Origin of the sequence: Yoonia sp. BS5-3 (assembly GCF_038069655.2) — a bacterium.
Taxonomy (GTDB): Bacteria; Pseudomonadota; Alphaproteobacteria; order Rhodobacterales; family Rhodobacteraceae; genus Yoonia; species Yoonia phaeophyticola.
In genome coordinates, this window is sequence record NZ_CP150951.2 from 2764448 (window position 1) to 2783358 (window position 18911).

The 18911-nt window shown below is 58.0% G+C and carries 22 protein-coding genes; 7 read left to right on the forward strand and 15 right to left on the reverse strand.

What is annotated here, in order from left to right; translation table 11 throughout:
• Position 1: 1 nt before the first annotated feature.
• The 3 genes from AABB29_RS14035 to edd all read right to left on the reverse strand — a co-directional run bounded on the left by AABB29_RS14035 (position 2) and on the right by edd (position 3497).
• Positions 2 to 865 carry a hypothetical protein gene (locus tag AABB29_RS14035; RefSeq protein WP_341366317.1) on the reverse strand — a complete coding sequence of 288 codons (864 nt, stop codon included), beginning with the start codon at positions 863 to 865 and terminating at the stop codon, positions 2 to 4.
• A 146-nt stretch (positions 866 to 1011) separates the two neighbouring features.
• Positions 1012 to 1650: a bifunctional 4-hydroxy-2-oxoglutarate aldolase/2-dehydro-3-deoxy-phosphogluconate aldolase gene (gene eda, locus AABB29_RS14040; RefSeq protein ID WP_341366316.1), complete on the reverse strand. Its 639-nt coding sequence runs from the start codon at positions 1648 to 1650 to the stop codon at positions 1012 to 1014.
• A 41-nt stretch (positions 1651 to 1691) separates the two neighbouring features.
• Complete coding sequence (gene edd, locus AABB29_RS14045; protein ID WP_341366315.1) at positions 1692 to 3497, reverse strand: phosphogluconate dehydratase; 1806 nt, start codon at positions 3495 to 3497, stop codon at positions 1692 to 1694.
• Positions 3498 to 3670: 173 nt separating this feature from the next.
• Here edd and AABB29_RS14050 point away from each other — a divergent pair, with 173 nt between their 5' ends.
• The 3 genes from AABB29_RS14050 to AABB29_RS14060 all read left to right on the forward strand — a co-directional run bounded on the left by AABB29_RS14050 (position 3671) and on the right by AABB29_RS14060 (position 6072).
• The gene (locus AABB29_RS14050) at positions 3671 to 4228 is read left to right on the forward strand and encodes a DUF6778 family protein (protein WP_341366314.1); all 558 of its coding nucleotides are present in this window, start codon (positions 3671 to 3673) and stop codon (positions 4226 to 4228) included.
• A 93-nt stretch (positions 4229 to 4321) separates the two neighbouring features.
• A complete protein-coding gene (locus AABB29_RS14055; protein ID WP_341366313.1) occupies positions 4322 to 5530 on the forward strand; it encodes an RSP_2647 family RNA methyltransferase in 1209 nt (402 codons plus the stop codon).
• A complete protein-coding gene (locus tag AABB29_RS14060; protein WP_341366312.1) occupies positions 5527 to 6072 on the forward strand; it encodes an RSP_2648 family PIN domain-containing protein in 546 nt (181 codons plus the stop codon). Before AABB29_RS14055 ends, AABB29_RS14060 begins: the two co-directional genes overlap by 4 nt.
• On the opposite strand, the gene AABB29_RS14065 is transcribed toward AABB29_RS14060, so the two are convergent.
• From AABB29_RS14065 to AABB29_RS14100, 8 genes are all read right to left on the reverse strand, one after another.
• The gene (locus AABB29_RS14065; protein WP_341366311.1) at positions 6069 to 6752 is read right to left on the reverse strand and encodes a M48 family metallopeptidase; all 684 of its coding nucleotides are present in this window, start codon (positions 6750 to 6752) and stop codon (positions 6069 to 6071) included. The genes AABB29_RS14060 and AABB29_RS14065 overlap by 4 nt on opposite strands.
• A gap of 4 nt (positions 6753 to 6756) precedes the next feature.
• A complete protein-coding gene (locus AABB29_RS14070) occupies positions 6757 to 7389 on the reverse strand; it encodes a DedA family protein (protein ID WP_341366310.1) in 633 nt (210 codons plus the stop codon).
• Positions 7386 to 7760, reverse strand: a complete 375-nt coding sequence (locus AABB29_RS14075; RefSeq protein WP_341366309.1) for a hypothetical protein — start codon at positions 7758 to 7760, stop codon at positions 7386 to 7388. The genes AABB29_RS14070 and AABB29_RS14075 overlap by 4 nt, the downstream gene beginning before the upstream one ends.
• A gap of 16 nt (positions 7761 to 7776) precedes the next feature.
• Entirely contained in the window at positions 7777 to 8964 is a 1188-nt protein-coding gene (locus tag AABB29_RS14080; RefSeq protein WP_341366308.1) for a VWA domain-containing protein, read from the reverse strand.
• A complete protein-coding gene (locus AABB29_RS14085; protein WP_341366307.1) occupies positions 8964 to 9140 on the reverse strand; it encodes a hypothetical protein in 177 nt (58 codons plus the stop codon). Before AABB29_RS14085 ends, AABB29_RS14080 begins: the two co-directional genes overlap by 1 nt.
• Before the next feature lie 10 nt (positions 9141 to 9150).
• Positions 9151 to 10497 carry a DUF2927 domain-containing protein gene (locus tag AABB29_RS14090; protein ID WP_341366306.1) on the reverse strand — a complete coding sequence of 449 codons (1347 nt, stop codon included), beginning with the start codon at positions 10495 to 10497 and terminating at the stop codon, positions 9151 to 9153.
• Positions 10494 to 10952 (reverse strand): N-acetyltransferase family protein, encoded by a 459-nt coding sequence (locus AABB29_RS14095; RefSeq protein WP_373636581.1) that lies wholly within the window; start codon positions 10950 to 10952, stop codon positions 10494 to 10496. Before AABB29_RS14095 ends, AABB29_RS14090 begins: the two co-directional genes overlap by 4 nt.
• Positions 10953 to 11050: 98 nt before the next feature.
• A complete protein-coding gene (locus AABB29_RS14100) occupies positions 11051 to 11890 on the reverse strand; it encodes a MoxR family ATPase (RefSeq protein ID WP_341366305.1) in 840 nt (279 codons plus the stop codon).
• Positions 11891 to 12067: 177 nt separating this feature from the next.
• Between AABB29_RS14100 and dksA the strand changes: the two genes are divergently transcribed.
• Both dksA and AABB29_RS14110 read left to right on the forward strand, forming a co-directional pair.
• Positions 12068 to 12490 carry an RNA polymerase-binding protein DksA gene (dksA, locus tag AABB29_RS14105; RefSeq protein ID WP_341366304.1) on the forward strand — a complete coding sequence of 141 codons (423 nt, stop codon included), beginning with the start codon at positions 12068 to 12070 and terminating at the stop codon, positions 12488 to 12490.
• A complete protein-coding gene (locus AABB29_RS14110; RefSeq protein ID WP_373636582.1) occupies positions 12465 to 13640 on the forward strand; it encodes an FAD-dependent monooxygenase in 1176 nt (391 codons plus the stop codon). The genes dksA and AABB29_RS14110 overlap by 26 nt, the downstream gene beginning before the upstream one ends.
• 8 nt (positions 13641 to 13648) lie before the next feature.
• On the opposite strand, the gene AABB29_RS14115 is transcribed toward AABB29_RS14110, so the two are convergent.
• The 3 genes from AABB29_RS14115 to AABB29_RS14125 form a co-directional block, all read right to left on the reverse strand.
• Positions 13649 to 13969 (reverse strand): hypothetical protein, encoded by a 321-nt coding sequence (locus tag AABB29_RS14115; RefSeq protein WP_341366302.1) that lies wholly within the window; start codon positions 13967 to 13969, stop codon positions 13649 to 13651.
• Between the two features lie 65 nt (positions 13970 to 14034).
• Positions 14035 to 14835 (reverse strand): exodeoxyribonuclease III, encoded by an 801-nt coding sequence (xth, locus tag AABB29_RS14120; protein ID WP_341366301.1) that lies wholly within the window; start codon positions 14833 to 14835, stop codon positions 14035 to 14037.
• 54 nt (positions 14836 to 14889) lie between these two features.
• Complete coding sequence (locus tag AABB29_RS14125; RefSeq protein WP_373636583.1) at positions 14890 to 15216, reverse strand: HesB/IscA family protein; 327 nt, start codon at positions 15214 to 15216, stop codon at positions 14890 to 14892.
• 75 nt (positions 15217 to 15291) lie between these two features.
• On the opposite strand from AABB29_RS14125, the gene AABB29_RS14130 reads away from it, so the two are divergent.
• Together AABB29_RS14130 and AABB29_RS14135 are read left to right on the forward strand one after the other, a co-directional pair.
• Positions 15292 to 16464 (forward strand): deoxyguanosinetriphosphate triphosphohydrolase, encoded by a 1173-nt coding sequence (locus AABB29_RS14130; protein WP_341366300.1) that lies wholly within the window; start codon positions 15292 to 15294, stop codon positions 16462 to 16464.
• The gene (locus AABB29_RS14135) at positions 16454 to 18289 is read left to right on the forward strand and encodes a sodium:proton antiporter (protein ID WP_341366299.1); all 1836 of its coding nucleotides are present in this window, start codon (positions 16454 to 16456) and stop codon (positions 18287 to 18289) included. Before AABB29_RS14130 ends, AABB29_RS14135 begins: the two co-directional genes overlap by 11 nt.
• Positions 18290 to 18325: 36 nt before the next feature.
• On the opposite strand, the gene AABB29_RS14140 is transcribed toward AABB29_RS14135, so the two are convergent.
• Positions 18326 to 18829: a hypothetical protein gene (locus AABB29_RS14140; protein ID WP_341366298.1), complete on the reverse strand. Its 504-nt coding sequence runs from the start codon at positions 18827 to 18829 to the stop codon at positions 18326 to 18328.
• Positions 18830 to 18911 lie beyond the last annotated feature (82 nt).

Genomic DNA, 18911 nt, shown 5'->3' on the forward strand with positions numbered 1-18911 from the left:
CCTAGATTGGATCGCAGTCTTGCGTCATGGCCCAGCGAATGTTGTAGCGGAGCATTTCTGTACCGGGGCATTGCGGTCCGCTGCATTGATCAAAGTGATCATCCACAATCGCAAACCATGTTTGGAACCCGACGAAATCCGCGCCAATATCGGCGGTGTCGCGTGACAGGGGGATACATTGCGCTTCTACAGATAGCGCATCGATCCCTTCAAACGATGTCGCAAATGGATTGTTTTCTTCGATTTCCTGCCACCAAAGCGCGTAGGTGAAAAAATCTTCGTGGATGCGGAACCGGGTCCGACCGCCTGCATCCCCTTGCGAGGATACGTCATTGTTTGCGCTGACAACGGGCGTAATACCCGTGCCGCTTTCGCGATGCGTTACGGTGTCATGCGTGACATTGACCGTCCAATCCGCATCGACCAAAGCCAGATTGGTCGGCGACAGACAGGCCGTCACCGTGCCATTTACCCCAACAGAGATCGCCGCCGGATCGTAGGCTTGGGTCAGCGGCTGTGTCGATGCTTGGCTGCAGCGGACGGGCGTCCTGCGTATCTCGGTGCCGATCCTTTCGGTGACGTAACACTGATGCAGCGTCTCAATTTTATCATTGTTGTTCCCCCAAACGAGATTATTCGCGCTGTCCAGCGCGACATAGTCAAGGTTGGATGCCTCAATCGGTATCTGAAAGGCCAATTGGTCGGGGGCCGCACAGTCCGGGTGGGTATCCAGCACGGTATAGCGACCATAAAGCAGGTTTGGCGCATCACTGCCTAAGATATGAAGGTTTTCTTGCGCCAAAACCGGTGTGCCCGCGATCATGCAGAAAGCAGCCGAAAAGAGTTTGGATAACGCCGATTTCATTGCAAATTCCCCCGATCGTCCCTGCGCGCGCTGGCAGGTCTTTAGCACAACTCTAGGCGATCAAACGCGCCGCCGCATAGGCGCCATTGGATAGACGCCCGTGCTTGATCAAGTTTTCGCCGATGGGGCTTCGATGCGCATCCGCCTTAGTTGAGCGCCGCTGCCTCTTTGGCCAGTGCCGTGATGCCTGCCCAGTCTTTGGCATTCACCATGTCCTTGGGCGCCACCCAAGACCCACCCACGCAGAGCGTATTGCTCAGCGCCAGATAATCGCTGGCCTTTTTCAGGTCGATCCCGCCGGTTGGGCAGAATTTGACCTGCGGGATTGGCGCGCCGATCCCTTTGAGGGCCGCAACGCCGCCATTGGCCTCGGCCGGGAAGAATTTTTGCACGGTATAACCCCGCTCTAGCAGGCGCATCGCTTCTGTTGCCGTGGCAGTGCCGGGCAGCAGGGGCATGTCGTTGGCCTCGCAAGCCTGGAGCAAGATATCGGTCGCCCCGGGCGAGACACCAAAGGTCGCCCCTGCCTCTTTGGCGTTTTCCACATCTTTGGGTGTCAAAAGCGTGCCTGCGCCGACAACGCCGCCGGGCACTTTGGCCATTTCCCGAATAACATCAAGCGCCGCAGGGGTGCGCAGCGTCACCTCCAACGCGGGCAAACCGCCGGTGATCAGCGCCTGTGCCAGATCGCCTGCCAGGCTTGCGTCATCAACGACAAGCACAGGAACAACAGGTGCCATCAGGCAGATTTTAGCGGCAGCGGTTGAGGCGTCTTGTGGGGTCATGGGAAAAGGATCCTAAGTTCAACTGTGTTTCACGGCCGGGGTCACACAACGACCCCGGCACCGTCCGCGGCAAGCCCGACATTCTGGCGGAAGACCTCGAACAATTCACGGCCAACACCGTTTCCATTGCCGCTGAGGTCAGCCGTGGCTGGCGCGCGTGCGTCGATATCTACGCCAAGCACCTCGATTGTTCCAGTGGTCGCGTCAAGACGGACGATATCCCCATCCTGCAGCTTGGCAATCGGCCCGTTATCGGCGGCCTCTGGGCAGACATGGATCGCAGAGGGCACCTTGCCCGATGCGCCCGACATCCGCCCGTCTGTCACCAGCGCGACCTTCAGCCCCCGGTCTTGCAGAACCGCAAGGGTCGGCGTCAGCCCGTGCAATTCAGGCATGCCATTTGACTTTGGTCCTTGGAAACGAACCACGATGATGGTGTCGCTGGTAAATTCACCGGCCTTGAATGCCTCTTTTACGGCGTCTTGGGTATGAAAGACCCGGGCAGGGGCCTCAACAATATGCCGCTCGGGGGCGACGGCTGAGGTTTTGATCACGCCCCGTCCCAGATTGCCGGACAGCTGCGTCAACCCGCCCGTTTTCTGGAAAGGATCGGTTGCAGGCCGCAGGATTTTATCGTTCAGCGTTTGTCCGGCTCCTGGTGCGTAGGTGATGCCATCCTCGGTCAGCTTTGGCTCTTGTGTGTAAAGTTCCAGCCCATCACCGGCGACGGTTTTGGTGTCGTCATGCAACAGCCCGTCTTTGAGCAATTCGCCAATCATAAAGCCAAGCCCGCCGGCTGCGTGGAAATGATTCACATCCGCCAGCCCGTTTGGATAGACCTTCGCCATCAACGGTGTGACAGCGGACAGATCGCTAAAGTCTTCAAGATCCAGCATAATCCCGGCAGCCTTGGCCATGGCGGGCAGGTGAAGAACCAGATTGGTCGACCCGCCAGTGGCCATCAATCCGACAATTCCGTTCACAAAAGCGCGCTCATCCAGGATTTCATAGACCGGCCGGAAATCATTCCCAACGGCCGTGATTTCAAGCGCCCGTTTGGTGCCTGCATCTGTCAGCGCATCGCGCAGGGGCGTGCCTGGATTGACAAAAGACGCGCCGGGCAAATGCAGCCCCATGAATTCCATCAACATCTGGTTGGAATTGGCTGTGCCGTAAAATGTACAGGTGCCGGGCCCATGATAAGAGGCCATCTCAGCCTCCATCAGTTTGTCGCGCCCGACCTCGCCGGTTGCAAATTGTTGGCGCACCTTGGCCTTCTGATCATTTGGCAGGCCCGAGACCATTGGCCCTGCTGGGATAAAGATGCTGGGGATATAGCCGAAAGTCGCAGCAGCCATCACCAGCCCCGGTACGATCTTGTCACACACCCCCAGATAGACAGCACTGTCAAAGACGTTATGGGACAGGCCCACCCCTGCGGACAATGCGATCACATCCCTTGAAAAGAGCGACAATTCCATGCCCGTCTGACCTTGGGTGACGCCGTCACACATCGCGGGCACACCGCCTGCGACCTGCGCTGTTCCGCCATTTGCACGGGCGGTTGCGCGGATCTGATCTGGATAACGCTCAAACGGCTGATGCGCGGACAGCATGTCGTTATAGGCGGTGATAATCCCGATATTGGGCGTGCGCGCGTCGGTCAAAGCCGTTTTGTCTTGGCCCATGGCGGCATAGGCGTGGGCCTGGTTGCCGCAGGTCAGGTGGGCGCGGCGCGGGCCTTCGGCGGCGGCGCGGGCCATTGTATCAAGATATTTGTCGCGGCTTGCTTCTGACCGGGCGCGGATTCGGTCGGTGACCGCCGCTACGGTTGAATTCAGTGACATGGCTATCCTCATTGAAGGCGTTTTACACATCATAGCATGATATGTTAGCGCTAACAAGCGAACCTTGACGCAGAACCGACATAATGCTGCCAGCATGTCTCAGAATAAGGCCTTGTTAACCAGAAACACCTAATGATTAGGGCGTAGGTTTATGAAGTTTGGACGGATAAATCGTGATTAGAAAACTGCTTGTTCTTGTGACCGGCATCTTTGTTTTGGCGGCCTGCGGGGCGCAGACGCCTGTTGCTGTATCTTCATCAACCGCCGCGGCTGAGCGATCATATTCGGTGGCGTCGTTCCAGTTTGCCGCACCTGATGATCTGAGCGTTTCAGAGGCCGAAGGCTATTACCCGCTTGCCGATGTGGTGTGGCGCGGTGATCCCAAGGGCGACCGTATCGCGCAGATTGAGGACATGTTTACACAGGCCGTAGCCCGCAACGAGCCCGTGCTGGCAGGTGATACACCGGTGGCCGTGCGCGTCGATTTGGTCCGTTTTCACGGCGTGACAGACCGCACCCGCTATTCGGTTGGGGGTAACTACAACATCATCTTTAATTTGACGGTTGTGGATGCCCGGTCCGGGACACTGCTTGAGCCGACACGGCGCGTTGTTGGTAACCTTAAGGCCCCGGGTGGATCGCAGGCTGTTGCGCTTGAGCAGGGTGGAAATACGCAAAAAGTCCGCGTGACCAGCTATCTGACAGCGCTGCTGCGGGCCGAGCTGTCTTAGGCTAACAATTCTTGTCGCGCCCATGAAATAGCGGCGTGGTAAATGGGCGGCCGCTCTCTTCCAAGTTTGGATCAGACCTTGTAGGGGGAACGTATGACTGACGCTTCCCCCACACCCGATTTGCCTGTTGTGCGCCTTGTCCCAAAAGCAGAGGCGCGCGCGATCCGCCACGGTTTTCCTTGGGTTTATGCCAATGAATTGGTCACAGATCGGCGCACGCGCAAACTTGCACCGGGCACTATTGTCCGGCTTGAGGATGCTGGCCGTGCGCCGCTGGGATTGGTGGCCGTCAATCCAGCCTCGCGGATCATCTGCCGGGTGCTGGACCGCGATGCGGATGCGGTGATTGATCAAAATTGGCTTGCTGCGCGTTTGCAGCGCGCCCTGGCCCATCGCGCGCGACTGTATGACCAGCCGTTTTATCGCCTCGTCCATGCCGAGGCTGACGGGCTGCCCGGTGTCATCATTGATCGTTTTGGTGATTTGGCCGTTGTGCAGCCTAATGCCGCCTGGGCCGATGTGATGATCGGGCCGCTGGTTGCGGCGCTGCAGGATGTCACGGGCGTGCAGACCGTGGTCATGAACGGCACCGGACGCACGCGGAGCCTAGAAGGTCTAGACGAAAAGATTGAGATCGCAGCAGGCGCCGCACCAGACGGACCGATCCCGGTGCCGATGAACGGCGCGACCTATATGGCGGATGTCATGGGGGGGCAGAAAACCGGGTTGTTTTACGATCAGCGCCCGAACCATGCCTTTGTTGCCGGGCTGGCCAAAGATGCCCGCGTTTTGGATGTTTTCGCGCATGTGGGCGGTTTTGGATTGGCCGCTTTGGCAGGCGGTGCGGCCTCGGCCCTGGCCGTTGATGGATCGGCCCCGGCGCTGGACCTGGCGACCCAGGGGGCAGTGGCCATGGGGGCCGAAACGCGGTTCCAGGCCCGTAAAGGTGATGCGTTTGATACGCTTGCGGCGCTTGGCGACGAGGGGCAGCGCTTTGATGTTGTGATCTGTGATCCGCCTGCATTTGCTCCATCGAAAAACGCGCTGGATGCGGGGCTGCGCGCCTATGAACGTGTCGCCCGTCTGGCGGCACCGTTGGTGGCCGATGGCGGGTATCTTGTTCTTTGCTCATGTTCGCATGCCGCTGATCTGACTAAGTTTCGCAATGCATCCTCGCGCGGGATCGGCCGGGCAGGGCGCCGTGGGCAGATCATCCATACCGGCTTTGCCGGGCCGGACCACCCGCTGATGCCGCATTTGGCCGAGAGCGGTTATCTGAAGGCGGTTGTCTATCGTCTATGAGGGTGATGATCGACGCCTGCGTTCTTTATCCGACGGTGATGCGTGAAACCGTCATTGGCTGCGCGAAGGTCGGACTTTTTACGCCGCGCTGGTCGGCGCGTATTCTTGATGAATGGGCGCGTGCGGTCGTCAAGCTGGGGCCGGCGCAAGAGGTAATTGCGCAAGGTGAAATTGCGGCGCTAAGGGCGGGTTTTCCCGATGCAACCGTATCGTACCCACCTGAATTTGCGCGCAAATTCTGGCTGCCGGATGAAAATGATATCCATGTTTTGGCTGCCGCCGCTGCGGGATCATGTGATGCGATCTTGACCATGAATCACAAGGATTTTCCGCGCGATATTCTGGCGGATGCGATGTTGGAACGGTTGGGGCCGGATCTGTTTCTGTGTGATCTGCTGCAAGAGGCCCCGGATCAGGTCCGGGGCGTTGCCACGACTGTCCTGACGCAAGCCAACACAATGTCAGATCGGCCCTGGACCGTCCGTACCCTGATGAAAAAAGCCCGTTTGCCGCGTTTTGGCAAGGCGCTTGAGGTGCTTTAGGCCTGCCACTTGGCGTCATTCGCCTCAATCGCGGCGATCCGTTGCGGGGTTTTGGGATGACTGAGCATCCATGCCGGAACGGATGCACCATGCGCGCCGGTCAGGCTTTCGAGTTTTTCGAAAAGCGACTTTTGCGGCCCGGTTCCGATCCCTGCCTTCACCAGCAAAGCAGAGGCATATGCGTCAGCCTCAAACTCATCCTGCCGCGATAGGCGGGCGGCTACGAGGCTGGTGAGCTTGGTCGCAATCCAGGGACCAACGCCGGGGATGAACCGCCCCAAAATCATCGCAAGCGCCGTGCGCATGGCATTTTGCCCCGAAAAGTCGATCATCCGGCGGCGTGCATGCCCCAATGCGACATGGCCCAATTCATGCGCGATCACGCTGGCCATTTCATCGGGTGTTACTTTGCCCTGGTGGTATTTGTCGAAAAAACCACGCGTGATGAAGATACGCCCGTCCGGCGCGGCAAGCCCGTTCACCGGTTCGATTTCGTAGATATAGACCCTGATCTGCGCGATATCGAGCGCCTGGGCCATCCGGTCCGTCAGCTTTTTCAGCGTAGGATCAGCCAGTTCCGTAGATTTTTCATCCAGTTCACGCGAGGTGCGCCAGACCGAGAACCGGTAGACTATCAATCCGTAGAGGACCGCCAAAAGGATAGGGGCAAGTTTGATCATACCCTTAGATATGGGGCCCGTCGCTGGCATTGCCAGTCTGCGTTTTGGCGCGGGCCCTGGTGGCTTTGATCAGCCAAAAGCCAAGCCCGATGACCGCAACAAAGGCCACGATCAGCCCCGATAGGTTGCCTAGCAGGCTGGACACTTCGCTGATCTGGTCGGCAAATACATAACCCAGCCCCACATAGATTGAGACCCAGAAAACCTCGCCCGCCATGCCCCACAGGGCGAAACGTGGCCAGTGGAATTTTGATAAGCCGCTGACATAGTTGATGTAGGGACCCAGTGGCGCGACCAGCCAGCACGAGAAAAACACGCTGGAGCCACCCCATTTGGCCATAAACCCTTCGGATCTGTCGCGTAGCTTGGCCCGTTTGGGGTGGGCTGCCAACCAATCGCTCAGCCGATCACCAAGGCGCCGCGCGATCCAATAGCCTAGATTGTCCCCGATCACCGCCCCGCAAAAGGCCGCTGCCGCAACGGCCCACAGTGACAAGTCACCGGTTGCTGCAAACCCGCCAGAGGCCAGCATGAGCAGCGATGAGGGCACCGGCAATGCAAGGCAGCTGAGCAAGGTGACGCAAAACAAAAGCGGGACGCCGAAATCGGCGGCCAATGTCAGGATATATTCGCTCATCCGCCACGGCCCGGATTTGCGGCCCGCCATGCGGCAACGATCCCATCAAGACGTTCCTGCAATTGGGCGATTGTCATGTCCTGCTCGGCTGCAATCGTCCCTATCGAAATACGCCGTGGAGGGCCATCAGCGGCCAAAAAGAACGCCTCTTTGACCACTTCGGGCGGTACTTGGTGTGACTGCCCGACATAGCGCGGTGTCATCCATGCGGCGAGCGGCTGGTCCTGATGCGCAGGGTCCGCCCAATAGATCACGTGGCTGGCGGTTTTGATCCCGAAAAAGCCAAAAGCACAAAGCGCAATCCCGAAGGCCAATAGGGCCAATCTGTTATGCTGCCAAAGATCTTTAATCACGCGCCCCATATTTGTCATCAGATGCCTGCCGCCTTTAACGCCCCAAGAGCCGCATTCCGGCGTCGATACCTGATAAAGTCATCGGGACCATCCGATCAGCGCCAAAAATCTCTTGGATCATGGCGATGGATTGGGTGTAGGGCCAATAACGTTCATCAAGCGGGTTGATCCATAAATGGTCGGGCCATTGATCGCGCGCGCGCATCAGCCAAGTTTGCCCGGTTTCTTCATTCCAATGTTCGTTTGCCCCGCCGCGATAGGCGATTTCATAAGGGGACATGCTGGCATCGCCGACGAAGATGCATTTGTAATCTGGCCCATAGGTGCGCAACACGTCCCATGTGGCGGTCTGCGCATCCCAGCGGCGCCGGTTGTCTTTCCAGACCCCTTCGTAAAGGCAGTTGTGGAAGTAAAAATATTCAAAATGCTTGAATTCGGATTTGGCGGCGCTGAACAGCTCTTCCACCACTTTGATATGCGGATCCATTGAGCCGCCGATATCAAGAAACAGCAGCACCTTGACCGCATTGCGCCGCTCGGGGCGCGTTTGCACGTCAAGATAACCATGTTCGGCTGTGGCACGGATTGTCCCGTTCAGGTCCAGTTCCTCTGCAGCGCCATCGCGTGCCCAGCGGCGCAGCCTTTTCAGGGCGACCTTGATATTGCGCGTCCCCAGCTCAACCGTGTCGTCAAGATTGCGGAATTCACGTTTGTCCCAGACCTTGACCGCGCGCTGGTGGCGGCTTTCCTTTTGCCCGATCCTTACACCTTCGGGGTTATAGCCATAGGCGCCGAAAGGTGATGTGCCGGCGGTGCCCACCCATTTTGATCCGCCTTGATGGCGATCCTTTTGTTCTTCCAACCGTTTTTTGAGCGTTTCCATCAGCTTGTCAAAACCGCCCATGGCCTCAATCTGAGCCTTTTCGGCATCGCTAAGATGTTTTTCAGCCAGTTTTTCCAGCCAGTCCGCAGGGATGTCGACAGCGTTCAGGACGGCATCATCTGGGATCTGATCAAGCCCTTCAAAACTGGCGGCAAAGGCCCGGTCGAATTTATCCAGATGCCGTTCATCCTTGACCATGATCGTGCGCGCCAGAAAGTAGAACGCTTCGATATCATAGGTGGCCAGCCCGGCCTTCATCCCTTCGAGAAATGACAGAAATTCGCGCAATGAGACGGGAATCCCCTGTTTGCGCAGATTGTCAAAGAAGGGCAGGAACATCAGGGCGCGAAATAGCTGCGTTCAATGAAGATCAGGGCGAAAAGACCGACCAGCCCAAAGATGATTGCGAACACGACCGCCCATTGCAAAAGATCTTTGACAGTGCCGCCCCGCCGTTTGGCCTGGAACGCCCCTAACAGTGCGCCCAAAAATAGTCCTGTAAGCGGGTAGATCATGTCAAAGCCTTTACTGCGTTGGCGCTATCTGCGGTGCCAGCGATGCGATTTCGTTCAACCGGCTGACCACTTCGTCGCGGGTGCCAAAGCCATAGAGCCCCCAGCCAAGGCTGTCCAGCCGCACTTCTGCGGCTTTTTCACTGTCTCCTTGCAGTTCCAACGCTTCGGACTTGAACATCAAAAGCAGCGCCAGCAGCGCGGCATTTTCATGCTGCTCGGCGACGGGGATCGCCTCATCCGCGATGGTGATCGTCGCTTCTGCATCGCCTGAAATCAGGGTAAAAGCGGCCAGTTGCACGGCCACATGCGCCGAATGAATGTTGGTCACCGCACTTTGCCCATAGGCCCGCCCGGCGGCGTTAAAAGCGCCCAAGGCCACGGTTGCATCATTGCCGATCTGTAGCCGTCCAAAGGCGTAATTGGCAAAACCTTCCCGCGTGCCCGTCCAACCCAGGCTTTGCCCGATCGCAATGGCCCGCGCCGCCGCCTGCCTGCGCCGCCCGGCCGATCCATTGGTCAACGCCGTTTCAATCGCCGTGATCCAGGCCCTTGAGGTGCTGCTTGGAATTTGGCCGCCCGCGCGCTGACCACGCGGGTTAAAGCGCGCCAGAATGCGCGGCAGCCTGTCGGCGACCTGCGCCTCGGACATGCCGCTTTGCAATTCGGCGGCGTAGTAGGTCCGCAGGATCAGCATATCAAACCCGGTCAGCACCGCGTGGATATTATCGTCATTAAAGACAGAGTCGGGCAGGCGGTAAAGATCGTTGAGCGGGCCAAGCGCTTGGGCCAGTTCCTCATGCAGGCAGTCCCGAATTTCTTGCGGTGCGGCGTCGCCGGGCAGGAAGATCGCGGCCTTTTCGCGCTGGCGCACGGTCGCCCAATCCAGCGCGCCGGTGTTCCGCGCCGCCCGCAATTCGGCCCAGCTGCTGACCCGTGGGACAACGAAACATGCGGCATTGGGGGCAACACGGTCCAGACTGCGCGAGGGGACAGCCTCAATCACGATATTGGCGTCGCTGGATTCCGTGCGGCGAATATCGATATGCGCCTCGCGCCGCAGCCGGTCGAGCAGCGCCTCAAGATCGGTGATCATCGTGTCCGAGACATCGCCCGCCACCCGCACCGTCACCGGCCCCTCAAAACGCGAGAAGACTGGCAATTCGCGCCCGCTTTCCATGCGAAAGGCCAGATCGATGAAATCAAGCGCGATTTCCGAGTTTGGCCGGGCCGCCCGCCCGGGGCTTGCTGCATCAAATCGGCGCATATCGGGGAAGGTCAGCCGGATCGGGTCCGGTCCCTCGGGGATATCTGTACAGGCGGCAAAGAGCATGAGAGCAAGGGCGGCGATGCGTTTCATGCGGGCCTCTGATACTTGATAAAGTTGCTGTTGGCCCCAACGCGGTCATAAAGCTGGCGTGCCGTATGGTTATCTTCCTGCGTCAACCAATAGACATTTGGCGCACCGGCCGCGTCTGCGGCGGCATATACCGCCTCGATCAACTGTCGTCCAATACCTTGTCCGCGGACGCTTTGATCGGCGTATAAATCCTGCAGGTAGCAAACATTTTCGATCCGCCAGCAGTGCCGGTGGAAAAGGTAATGAACAAGCCCAACAGGTGTCCCGGCAACTTCTGCAATCAGGCAATGGAAATCCCGGTCGTCATCACCAAGAAGCCGGTTGAATGTTGTCTCATAAACCTCTGCGGGTAGTGATGTTTTGTAAAACTCCAGATACGCACGCCACAGCTTTTCCCAAGCTTGTTTGTCGCCTGGACGCAGTGGTCTGATATGCGCGTTTACGCTGCCTGCCATTGTTTTCTTCTTTCTTGCTTTGCGCCCAACATAGCCGCGAATGGATGCGTGACCAATCACTTGGCCGTGCACGCGCAATGATCGCGCCGCGCTGTGGCTTAACGGCCAGCGCGGGCCATAAAGGCGAGCCGTTCAAACAGATGCACATCCTGTTCATTCTTCAACAGCGCGCCATGCAGCTTGGGCAGGGCATTGGCACCATCACGTTTCAGATCTTCAGGGTCGAGATCTTCGGCCAGCAGCAGCTTGAGCCAATCAAGCACCTCGGATGTGGATGGTTTTTTCTTTAGACCGGCCGTGTCCCGGATTTCGTAAAACTGGGTCAGCGCGGCGGTCAGCAGGCCTGTTTTGATACCCGGATGATGCACCTCAACGATTTTGCGCATCGTGTCGATATCGGGAAAACGGATATAGTGGAAAAAGCAGCGGCGCAGGAATGCGTCGGGCAATTCTTTTTCATTGTTCGATGTGATGATCACGATAGGGCGCTGGATCGCCTTGATCGTCTCGCCGGTCTCGTAGACGTGAAATTCCATCCGGTCCAGTTCTTGCAGCAGATCATTGGGGAATTCGATATCGGCTTTGTCGATCTCATCGATCAACAGAACCACCTTGCCGTCAGCAGCAAAGGCCTGCCAGAGTTTCCCCTGTTTGATGTAGTTGGCGACGTCTTGCACACGGGCATCGCCCAATTGGCTGTCACGTAGCCGGCTAACCGCATCATATTCGTACAGACCTTGCTGGGCCTTGGTTGTCGACTTGATATGCCATTCGATCATGGGCAAACCCAACGCGGCACTGACCTGCCGGGCCAATTCGGTTTTGCCGGTTCCTGGTTCGCCCTTGACCAGAAGCGGGCGTTCCAAAGTGACGGCGGCATTGACAGCCATAGTCAGATCATCAGTGGCGACATAGCTGTCTGTGCCGGTAAATTGCATGGATTCAACCCTATTGTTTCCAAGTCAAACTAGCAGGTCATCGCCGATCATCAACACCTCGCGAACAGACCAAAAAGAGGGGGTGACACGCGCGCAGCAACGGAGTAAACCCGCCTCAAAATAAGGGATTGCGGCAGGGGTGCTGGCCTTAGACTGCCAATATTGAAGGGTATCAAGATGAAAGCCGAAGTGTTTCTTCCAGAAGACTATCGCCCCGCTGATAATGAGCCGTTCATGAACGAACGCCAGACCGAGTATTTTCGCCGTAAGCTGATCAACTGGAAAAACGAGTTGCTGGAAGACAGCCGTGATACGGTTGCTGGCATGAAAGATCAGACCCGGAACATTCCTGACGTCGCTGATCGCGCGTCGGAAGAAACGGATCGTGCGCTTGAACTGCGTACCCGCGACCGCCAGCGCAAGCTGGTCAGCAAGATTGATTCAGCGCTCCGCCGTATCGACGAAGGCGAATATGGCTATTGCGAAATCACGGGCGAGCCGATTTCGCTGAAACGACTTGATGCCCGCCCGATCGCCACGATGAGCCTTGAAGCACAGGAGCGCCACGAGCGCCGTGAAAAAGTCCACCGCGACGACTGATCCACAAAACAATGCCGGTCGTGATGTTGCCATTATCGGTGGCGGGATCGGTGGCTTAACGGCTGCATTGGCCTTTGCACGCCAAGGCGCCAAGGTGACCGTCTTTGAGCAGGCCACTGCGCTGACCGAGATTGGGGCAGGCCTGCAAATAACGCCAAATGCTGCCCGTGCCTTGAATAAACTGGGTTTGCGTGATGCGCTTGCAGCGTCCGGGAAAGAGGCCGCTGCAGTCATCCCGATGGATGCGTATAGCGGCAAGCAGATTGCCCGTTTCGATTTAACCCGGCAAAACCCGTCCTATCGTTTTTTCCATCGGGCCGCCCTGATTGATTTGCTTGCCCGCGCTTGTGAAGCCCAATCGGTCACACTGGTCTTGGATGCCAAGATCGCATCAGTTTCACCAGATGGGTCCTTTCAATGTGGTTCCAAGACGTTTCGCCCTGATCTGACGATTGGCGCCGATGGGGTGCGGTCTATTGTGCGCGATGCGTTGAACAGACCGCGCGCGCCTTTCTTTACGGGCCAAGTGGCTTGGCGGGCGATGATCAACGCGCCCGATGCGCCGCCCGCCGCCCGCATCTGGATGGCCAAGGGGCGCCACGTCGTCACCTATCCGTTGCCAAATGGGCGGCTGAATATCGTTGCCGTCCAAGAACGCAGCCAGTGGGCCGATGAAGGTTGGCATCACCCAGATGATCCGGGCAATCTGCGCGCCGCTTTTGCCGATAGCTGCTGGGAGCTGAAAGGCATTCTGGCCGAGGTGACCGAGGTCAACCTTTGGGGGCTGTTCCGTCATCCTGTTGCGGAGAACTGGCATCTGGGCAGTACCGCGCTTTTGGGGGATGCCGCCCATCCGACCCTGCCTTTTCTGGCGCAAGGGGCAAATCTGGCGATCGAGGATGCTTATGTGCTGGCCCGCTGTTGCCAGGAAAACTCGTCATTGCAGGGGGGGCTGCGAGATTATCAGAACGCCCGCCGCGCACGTGTGGTGCGGGCGATTGCGGCGGCAAACCGCAACGCGACCAATTATCATCTGAGCGGGATGAAACGTGTGATTGCGCATACGGGGCTGCGGGGCATGGGCAAACTGGCCCCCGACGCATTTCTGAACCGGCTAAGCTGGCTTTATGATCACGATGTGACGGCCTAGGCCCTGTTTTACCAGTTCCGGCTGGCCAGATGGGTCACACGCTCAAGCACTTCATGGCTGCGCCAATCGACCCGGTAAATCTCTTCTTCGATCTGCATATAGACCCAGCCATCGCTGACGCGCGGCAACCCGTAATAGGTGGCATTCATCAACATTGAATATTCGCCACGATCCAGGATTTCGCCGACCTCAACCGGGCCGGGGGTGGGGGTGCTGGGTTTGGGCACAGAAACGCAGGCCGTACCGGCCACTGCGATGCGGCATTGTGCGTGTGCCATGACAGGAAATGTTGCGGCCATAACCGCCGTCATCATCAAACGACCGAGCATCAGATGCCCCTTCTATTAGCTACCAATGACCGCTCGATTTTTTGATTGCCCTTTATATCAGCGTTTTAGGCCGCAAGGTCAACCCAGACAGGAACATGGTCCGAGGGCTTTTCCCGTCCGCGCTGTTCGGATTCGATCCAGCAATTGGTCAGCAGATCAGCGCATTGTGGGGTCAGAAGAAAGTGATCGATGCGGATCCCGTCGTTCTTGTCCCATGCGCCGGCTTGGTAGTCCCAGAAGGAATAATGCCCTGCGCCAGCCTGGCGGCTGCGAAACGCCTCGGTCAGGCCAAGGTTCAACAGACGCCGGAATGTGTCGCGGCTGTCCTGCCGAAACAGCGCATCCTCGCGCCAGGCATCGGGGCGCGCAGCATCTTCATGTTGCGGTATGATGTTGTAATCTCCCGCCAATAGGGCGGGTTCTTCCAGCGACAGTAATTCTTGCGCCCGGGCCTGCAGCCGTTCCATCCAGCGCAGTTTATAGTCGTATTTCGGCCCCGGGGCAGGATTGCCATTGGGCAGATAAAGGCCGCAAACGCGGATTGGTACATCGCCCATCACGGTTGCTTCGATATAGCGGGCCTCAACATCATCAACGCCCTCGCGCCCTGCGCCTTCTGCGCCGGGCAGGCCGCGCGTGACATCTTCCAGCGGCAGCTTGGACAGGATCGCGACGCCGTTGAACCCTTTTTGGCCATGGGTTTCGACAATATAGCCCTTGTCCTCAAATATTTCGCGAGGGAACCCCTCATCCACTGATTTGATCTCTTGCAGCAGCGCGACATCGGGCTGGGCTTCGTCAATCCAGTTGGTCAACGCCTCGATCCGGGCCTTGACCCCATTAATGTTAAATGTCGCGATTTTCATGAGGCCCCCTTTGCTCGCCCATGGTTGTGGCGCAGGCTGGGCCCGGCTGCAAGCCTACATCGAAAAGGAGGTGCCGCAGCCACAAGACGATGTCGCATTGGGATTGTTGATCACAAAGCGTGCGCCAATCAGCTCTTCGCTGAAATCGATGACCGCATCGGCCAAAAAGGGCAAAGACACGCTGTCAATCACGACCGTTTCGCCCTGTTCGGTCAGCTTAAGGTCATCCTCTTTGGGATCATCAAGATCGATCTCATACTGAAAACCTGAACAGCCGCCGCCTTCAACGGCGATGCGCAGGGCTTTGCCTTGCGAGGCCGCGCCAATCTCGGCCAGTCGTTCAAAGGCGCGCTCGGTCACCTTGGGGGGGATTGTCAGCATGATTGTAACCTATCGGTTCGGTTTCAGTTGCAATATAAGGCGGGCAGGCAAGACGAACAAGACAGGCAACCACAAATGGCAGCGCCATATGCGACCGACCCCGCCAATCCGCGCGGGCGGCTTTATCCCGAAGAGGAAAGCGCCTTTCGCTCACCTTTTCAGCGCGACAGGGATAGGATTATCCATGCATCGGCCTTTCGCCGGCTCAAGCATAAGACCCAGGTCTTTATTGAACATGAAGGCGACTATTTCCGCACCCGGCTGACCCATTCGATTGAGGTCGCGCAAGTGGCCCGGACAGTGGCCGCCGCGCTGGATCTGAATGTTGAACTGACCGAAGCCGTGGCCCTGGCCCATGATTTGGGACACACGCCCTTTGGCCATACCGGCGAAGAGGCGCTTGATGCGCTGATGGCCCCCTATGGCGGCTTTGATCACAATGCCCAAGCCTTGCATATCGTGACCAATCTGGAACGGCATTATGCTGAATGGGACGGGTTGAACCTGACCTGGGAAAGCCTTGAGGGCATTGCCAAACATAATGGTCCTGTCACAGGCGATATCCCCTATGCGCTGGCCGCATATGATGCGCGGCACGATCTGGAATTGCACACCCATGCCAGCGCCGAGGCCCAGGCCGCCGCATTGGCCGATGATATCGCCTACAACAATCATGACCTGCATGATGGGTTGCGGGCCGAGCTGTTCAGTACAGATGAGCTGGCCGAGCTGCCGGTTTTGCAGGACTGCTTTGCGCGGGTGGATGCCAAATATCCGGGGCTGAATTATTACCGCCGCAGGCATGAGGCGCTGCGCCGTTTCTTTGGGGTCCTTGTTGAGGATGTGATCAATGTCAGCCGTCAAAATCTGGCTGACCTCGACGCCGGATCGGTGCATGACATTCGTCATGCCGGGCGCATGATGGTGCAGTTCTCGCCCGCGCTATGGTCCGATCTCAAGGTGATCCGCGCCTTCCTGTTCACGCGGATGTACCGCGCCCCCGCCGTGGTCGAGATGCGCGAAGTTGTCACGAAAATGATCAATGAGCTGTTCCCGTTTTTCATGGAAAACACCCATGAGTTGCCCAAGCAATGGCGCAAGGATGTGGCCGAGGCCCCAGATCAGACGGCACTGGCCCGGATTGTTTCGGACTATATCGCAGGTATGACCGACAGATTTGCCATTCAGGAACATAAGCGTTTGATTGGTGGGCAAGAAATTCCAGAAGGGGTGATTGATGGCCATTGAAACAGAAGCCGGGGCGATGGCCCCTGTCATGGCCTTTGCACTGGTTGGCGCACTTGGGGTCGGCTCGCAATGGCTGGCCTGGCGGCTGCGCATGCCCGCTATCGTTTTGATGCTGGCGGCAGGGGTTCTGATTGGTCCGGTCGCAGGCATTTTTGACCCTGCCCGTGATATCGGCCCGCTGATGGCGCCGATCATCTCAATCGCGGTGGCGATTATCTTGTTTGAGGGCGGGCTGACGCTGAATTTTCACACGTTGCGCGATGCCGCCGTAGGGGTGCGCAGGCTTGTCTTTGTAGGCGCGCCGCTGGGCTGGCTGACCTCGGCCTTGGCGCTGCGCTATGGGGCAGGGTTAAGCTGGGAAAGCGCAGCGGTGTTTGGCGGGATCATGATTGTCACAGGACCCACGGTGATTGCACCTTTGCTGCGCACGGCGCGGCTGTCCAAACGGCCTGCCGCCTTGCTGCAGTGGGAGGCCATCGTCAATGACCCCATCGGGGCCTTGGCGGCTGTGCTGGCTTTTTCGGTTGTCCTGGTGCTGCACACGGCCACCACGTTTCAGGCGGCGATGATCGAACTTGTGATCGGGATCGGGGTTGCCGGCGCGTTGGGCGCTGCCGCCGGTTTTGGACTGGCACGCAGCTTTAAACGCGGCTGGGTGCCTGAATTCATGAAAGTGCCGGTGCTGTTCGCGTTGCTTTTGGCGGTCTTTGCGCTGTCCGATACGGTCTTGCATGAAAGCGGATTGCTTGCCGTGACGATCATGGGGATCGTGATCGCGAATGCCGATCTGCCCAGCTATGTCGAACTGCGCCGTTTCAAGGAACATGCCACGGTGCTGCTGGTCTCGGGGGTGTTTATCCTGCTGGCGGCGGGCCTTGATTTTGCGGCGCTCGCCCAGCTTGATTGGCGGGCGGGCCTGTTTGTGTTGCTTGTTGTGCTCGTGGCGCGGCCCTTGACGGTTTTTGTCTCGCTTTTGGGGTCGGGTGTTCCGATGAAAGAACAGGTGCTTGTCGCTTTTACCGGCCCGCGCGGGGTCGTTTTGGTGGCTGTGGCCGGGCTTTTTGGCGAACGGCTTTTGGCGCTTGAATTTGCAGATGCCGCGCTGATTGGTCCTTTGGCCTTTGTGCTTGTCGCCGTGACGGTTGTGCTGCACGGGTTTTCGCTGGCACCCTTCGCGCGCTGGCTTGGCCTGACGGGGGCAGAAACACCCGGGGTGATCATGATTGGCGGATCACCCTGGACCACCGCCTTTGCCGAAGCCTTGCAACGCGCTGAGGTGCCGGTGTTGATGACCGATCCGAATTTCGGCCATCTGCGGGCCGCACGCACCGCCGGGATCGCGACATTCTCGGGCGATATTCTGTCTGAGGCGGCTGAACAGCGGCTGGAACTGGTCAGCTATGCCACCTTGGTCGCGGCCACGGATAACGACGCGTATAATACGCTTGTTGCAACCGATCTGGCGCCAGAATTTGGACGCGATAATGTCTTTCAGGTGATGCGCGAACGGAGCGAAAATGCCCGGCACCAGTTGCCGCAGACACTGGGCGGGCGCCCCTTTGGGCCCGATGTGACCCATGCCGCGCTTGATCAGATGATCACCGATGGCTGGACCTTCCGCACCTCGCGGCTAACCGAAGAGTTCACGCTTGCCGATTGGCGGGATGAGCAGCCCGAGGCCCATGTGGTGGCCCGGATCGCGCCCAATGGGACAATCAAACTGATCCGTAAGGACGAAGATGTGAGCGCGGGACCAGACGTACGGCTTATCGCACTGCGTCCGCCAGATGGCCTTGGGGGAGCACAACCGCCCGCTGATACCTAGAGCCTAAGGCGATCTAGGGTTTCAACGGGCTTGTCTCTATGCAGCCGCAACCACCCGTTCGGTTGCAGCTAGAACCTCTTTCGGAAAAATCATTTGATCCAGCATGGGGCTGGCTTGTCTTTTCGTCGCCACAAGCACAAAAGGTTTGGCATCTTCGTCGATCTTGCCTTCGTCCAGCAGCTGGGACAAGGCCGTGGCCATGATCGTAACATCAAGTGTAAACATATCCCAACCGTCTGAAAACGGGGCCTCGTATGGGTTGGCGACGTCTTTGGCAACCTGTGCGTTACTTGCAAGATCGGCGTTATATGCGCCGTAATCACTACCCAATATCCATTTGAAACAATCTGTTAGTGGGGATGTGGGATTACTCTGCCGCCACTCTTTCCAGCTATAGTAAGATTCGTAGCCCTCATCGCTGCCAAATGGGGCTGCCTCATCGGACGGGCTCCAGAAAAAGTCTTCTACCATCAGTTTGACGGCGGTTGGATGCGCCTTTTCTTTGTCGCAATAGGCATCCTGCGCTGGCTCTGTTCGCATTGGTCGTCGTCCTTTGTTTGTTTTGTGCCGCAAGCCTAAGCAGAGCCCGATGCCCCGCACAACCCGAGATGTCTGTTGGGCA

Excerpts from the sequence above, each read along its gene's own strand:
- AABB29_RS14140 (WP_341366298.1), bottom strand. The coding sequence starts at position 18,829 with ATGCGAACAGAGCCAGCGCAGGATGCCTATTGCGACAAAGAAAAGGCG.
- AABB29_RS14090 (WP_341366306.1), bottom strand. The coding sequence starts at position 10,497 with ATGAAACGCATCGCCGCCCTTGCTCTCATGCTCTTTGCCGCCTGTACA.
- dksA (WP_341366304.1), top strand. The coding sequence starts at position 12,068 with ATGAAAGCCGAAGTGTTTCTTCCAGAAGACTATCGCCCCGCTGATAAT.
- xth (WP_341366301.1), bottom strand. The coding sequence starts at position 14,835 with ATGAAAATCGCGACATTTAACATTAATGGGGTCAAGGCCCGGATCGAG.
- AABB29_RS14080 (WP_341366308.1), bottom strand. The coding sequence starts at position 8,964 with ATGTTCCTGCCCTTCTTTGACAATCTGCGCAAACAGGGGATTCCCGTC.
- AABB29_RS14130 (WP_341366300.1), top strand. The coding sequence starts at position 15,292 with ATGGCAGCGCCATATGCGACCGACCCCGCCAATCCGCGCGGGCGGCTT.
- AABB29_RS14035 (WP_341366317.1), bottom strand. The coding sequence starts at position 865 with ATGAAATCGGCGTTATCCAAACTCTTTTCGGCTGCTTTCTGCATGATC.
- AABB29_RS14075 (WP_341366309.1), bottom strand. The coding sequence starts at position 7,760 with ATGACAAATATGGGGCGCGTGATTAAAGATCTTTGGCAGCATAACAGA.
- eda (WP_341366316.1), bottom strand. The coding sequence starts at position 1,650 with ATGACCCCACAAGACGCCTCAACCGCTGCCGCTAAAATCTGCCTGATG.
- AABB29_RS14095 (WP_373636581.1), bottom strand. The coding sequence starts at position 10,952 with ATGGCAGGCAGCGTAAACGCGCATATCAGACCACTGCGTCCAGGCGAC.
- AABB29_RS14085 (WP_341366307.1), bottom strand. The coding sequence starts at position 9,140 with ATGATCTACCCGCTTACAGGACTATTTTTGGGCGCACTGTTAGGGGCG.
- AABB29_RS14115 (WP_341366302.1), bottom strand. The coding sequence starts at position 13,969 with ATGCTCGGTCGTTTGATGATGACGGCGGTTATGGCCGCAACATTTCCT.
- AABB29_RS14055 (WP_341366313.1), top strand. The coding sequence starts at position 4,322 with ATGACTGACGCTTCCCCCACACCCGATTTGCCTGTTGTGCGCCTTGTC.
- AABB29_RS14125 (WP_373636583.1), bottom strand. The coding sequence starts at position 15,216 with ATGCTGACAATCCCCCCCAAGGTGACCGAGCGCGCCTTTGAACGACTG.
- AABB29_RS14065 (WP_341366311.1), bottom strand. The coding sequence starts at position 6,752 with ATGATCAAACTTGCCCCTATCCTTTTGGCGGTCCTCTACGGATTGATA.
- AABB29_RS14135 (WP_341366299.1), top strand. The coding sequence starts at position 16,454 with ATGGCCATTGAAACAGAAGCCGGGGCGATGGCCCCTGTCATGGCCTTT.
- AABB29_RS14060 (WP_341366312.1), top strand. The coding sequence starts at position 5,527 with ATGAGGGTGATGATCGACGCCTGCGTTCTTTATCCGACGGTGATGCGT.
- edd (WP_341366315.1), bottom strand. The coding sequence starts at position 3,497 with ATGTCACTGAATTCAACCGTAGCGGCGGTCACCGACCGAATCCGCGCC.
- AABB29_RS14070 (WP_341366310.1), bottom strand. The coding sequence starts at position 7,389 with ATGAGCGAATATATCCTGACATTGGCCGCCGATTTCGGCGTCCCGCTT.
- AABB29_RS14100 (WP_341366305.1), bottom strand. The coding sequence starts at position 11,890 with ATGCAATTTACCGGCACAGACAGCTATGTCGCCACTGATGATCTGACT.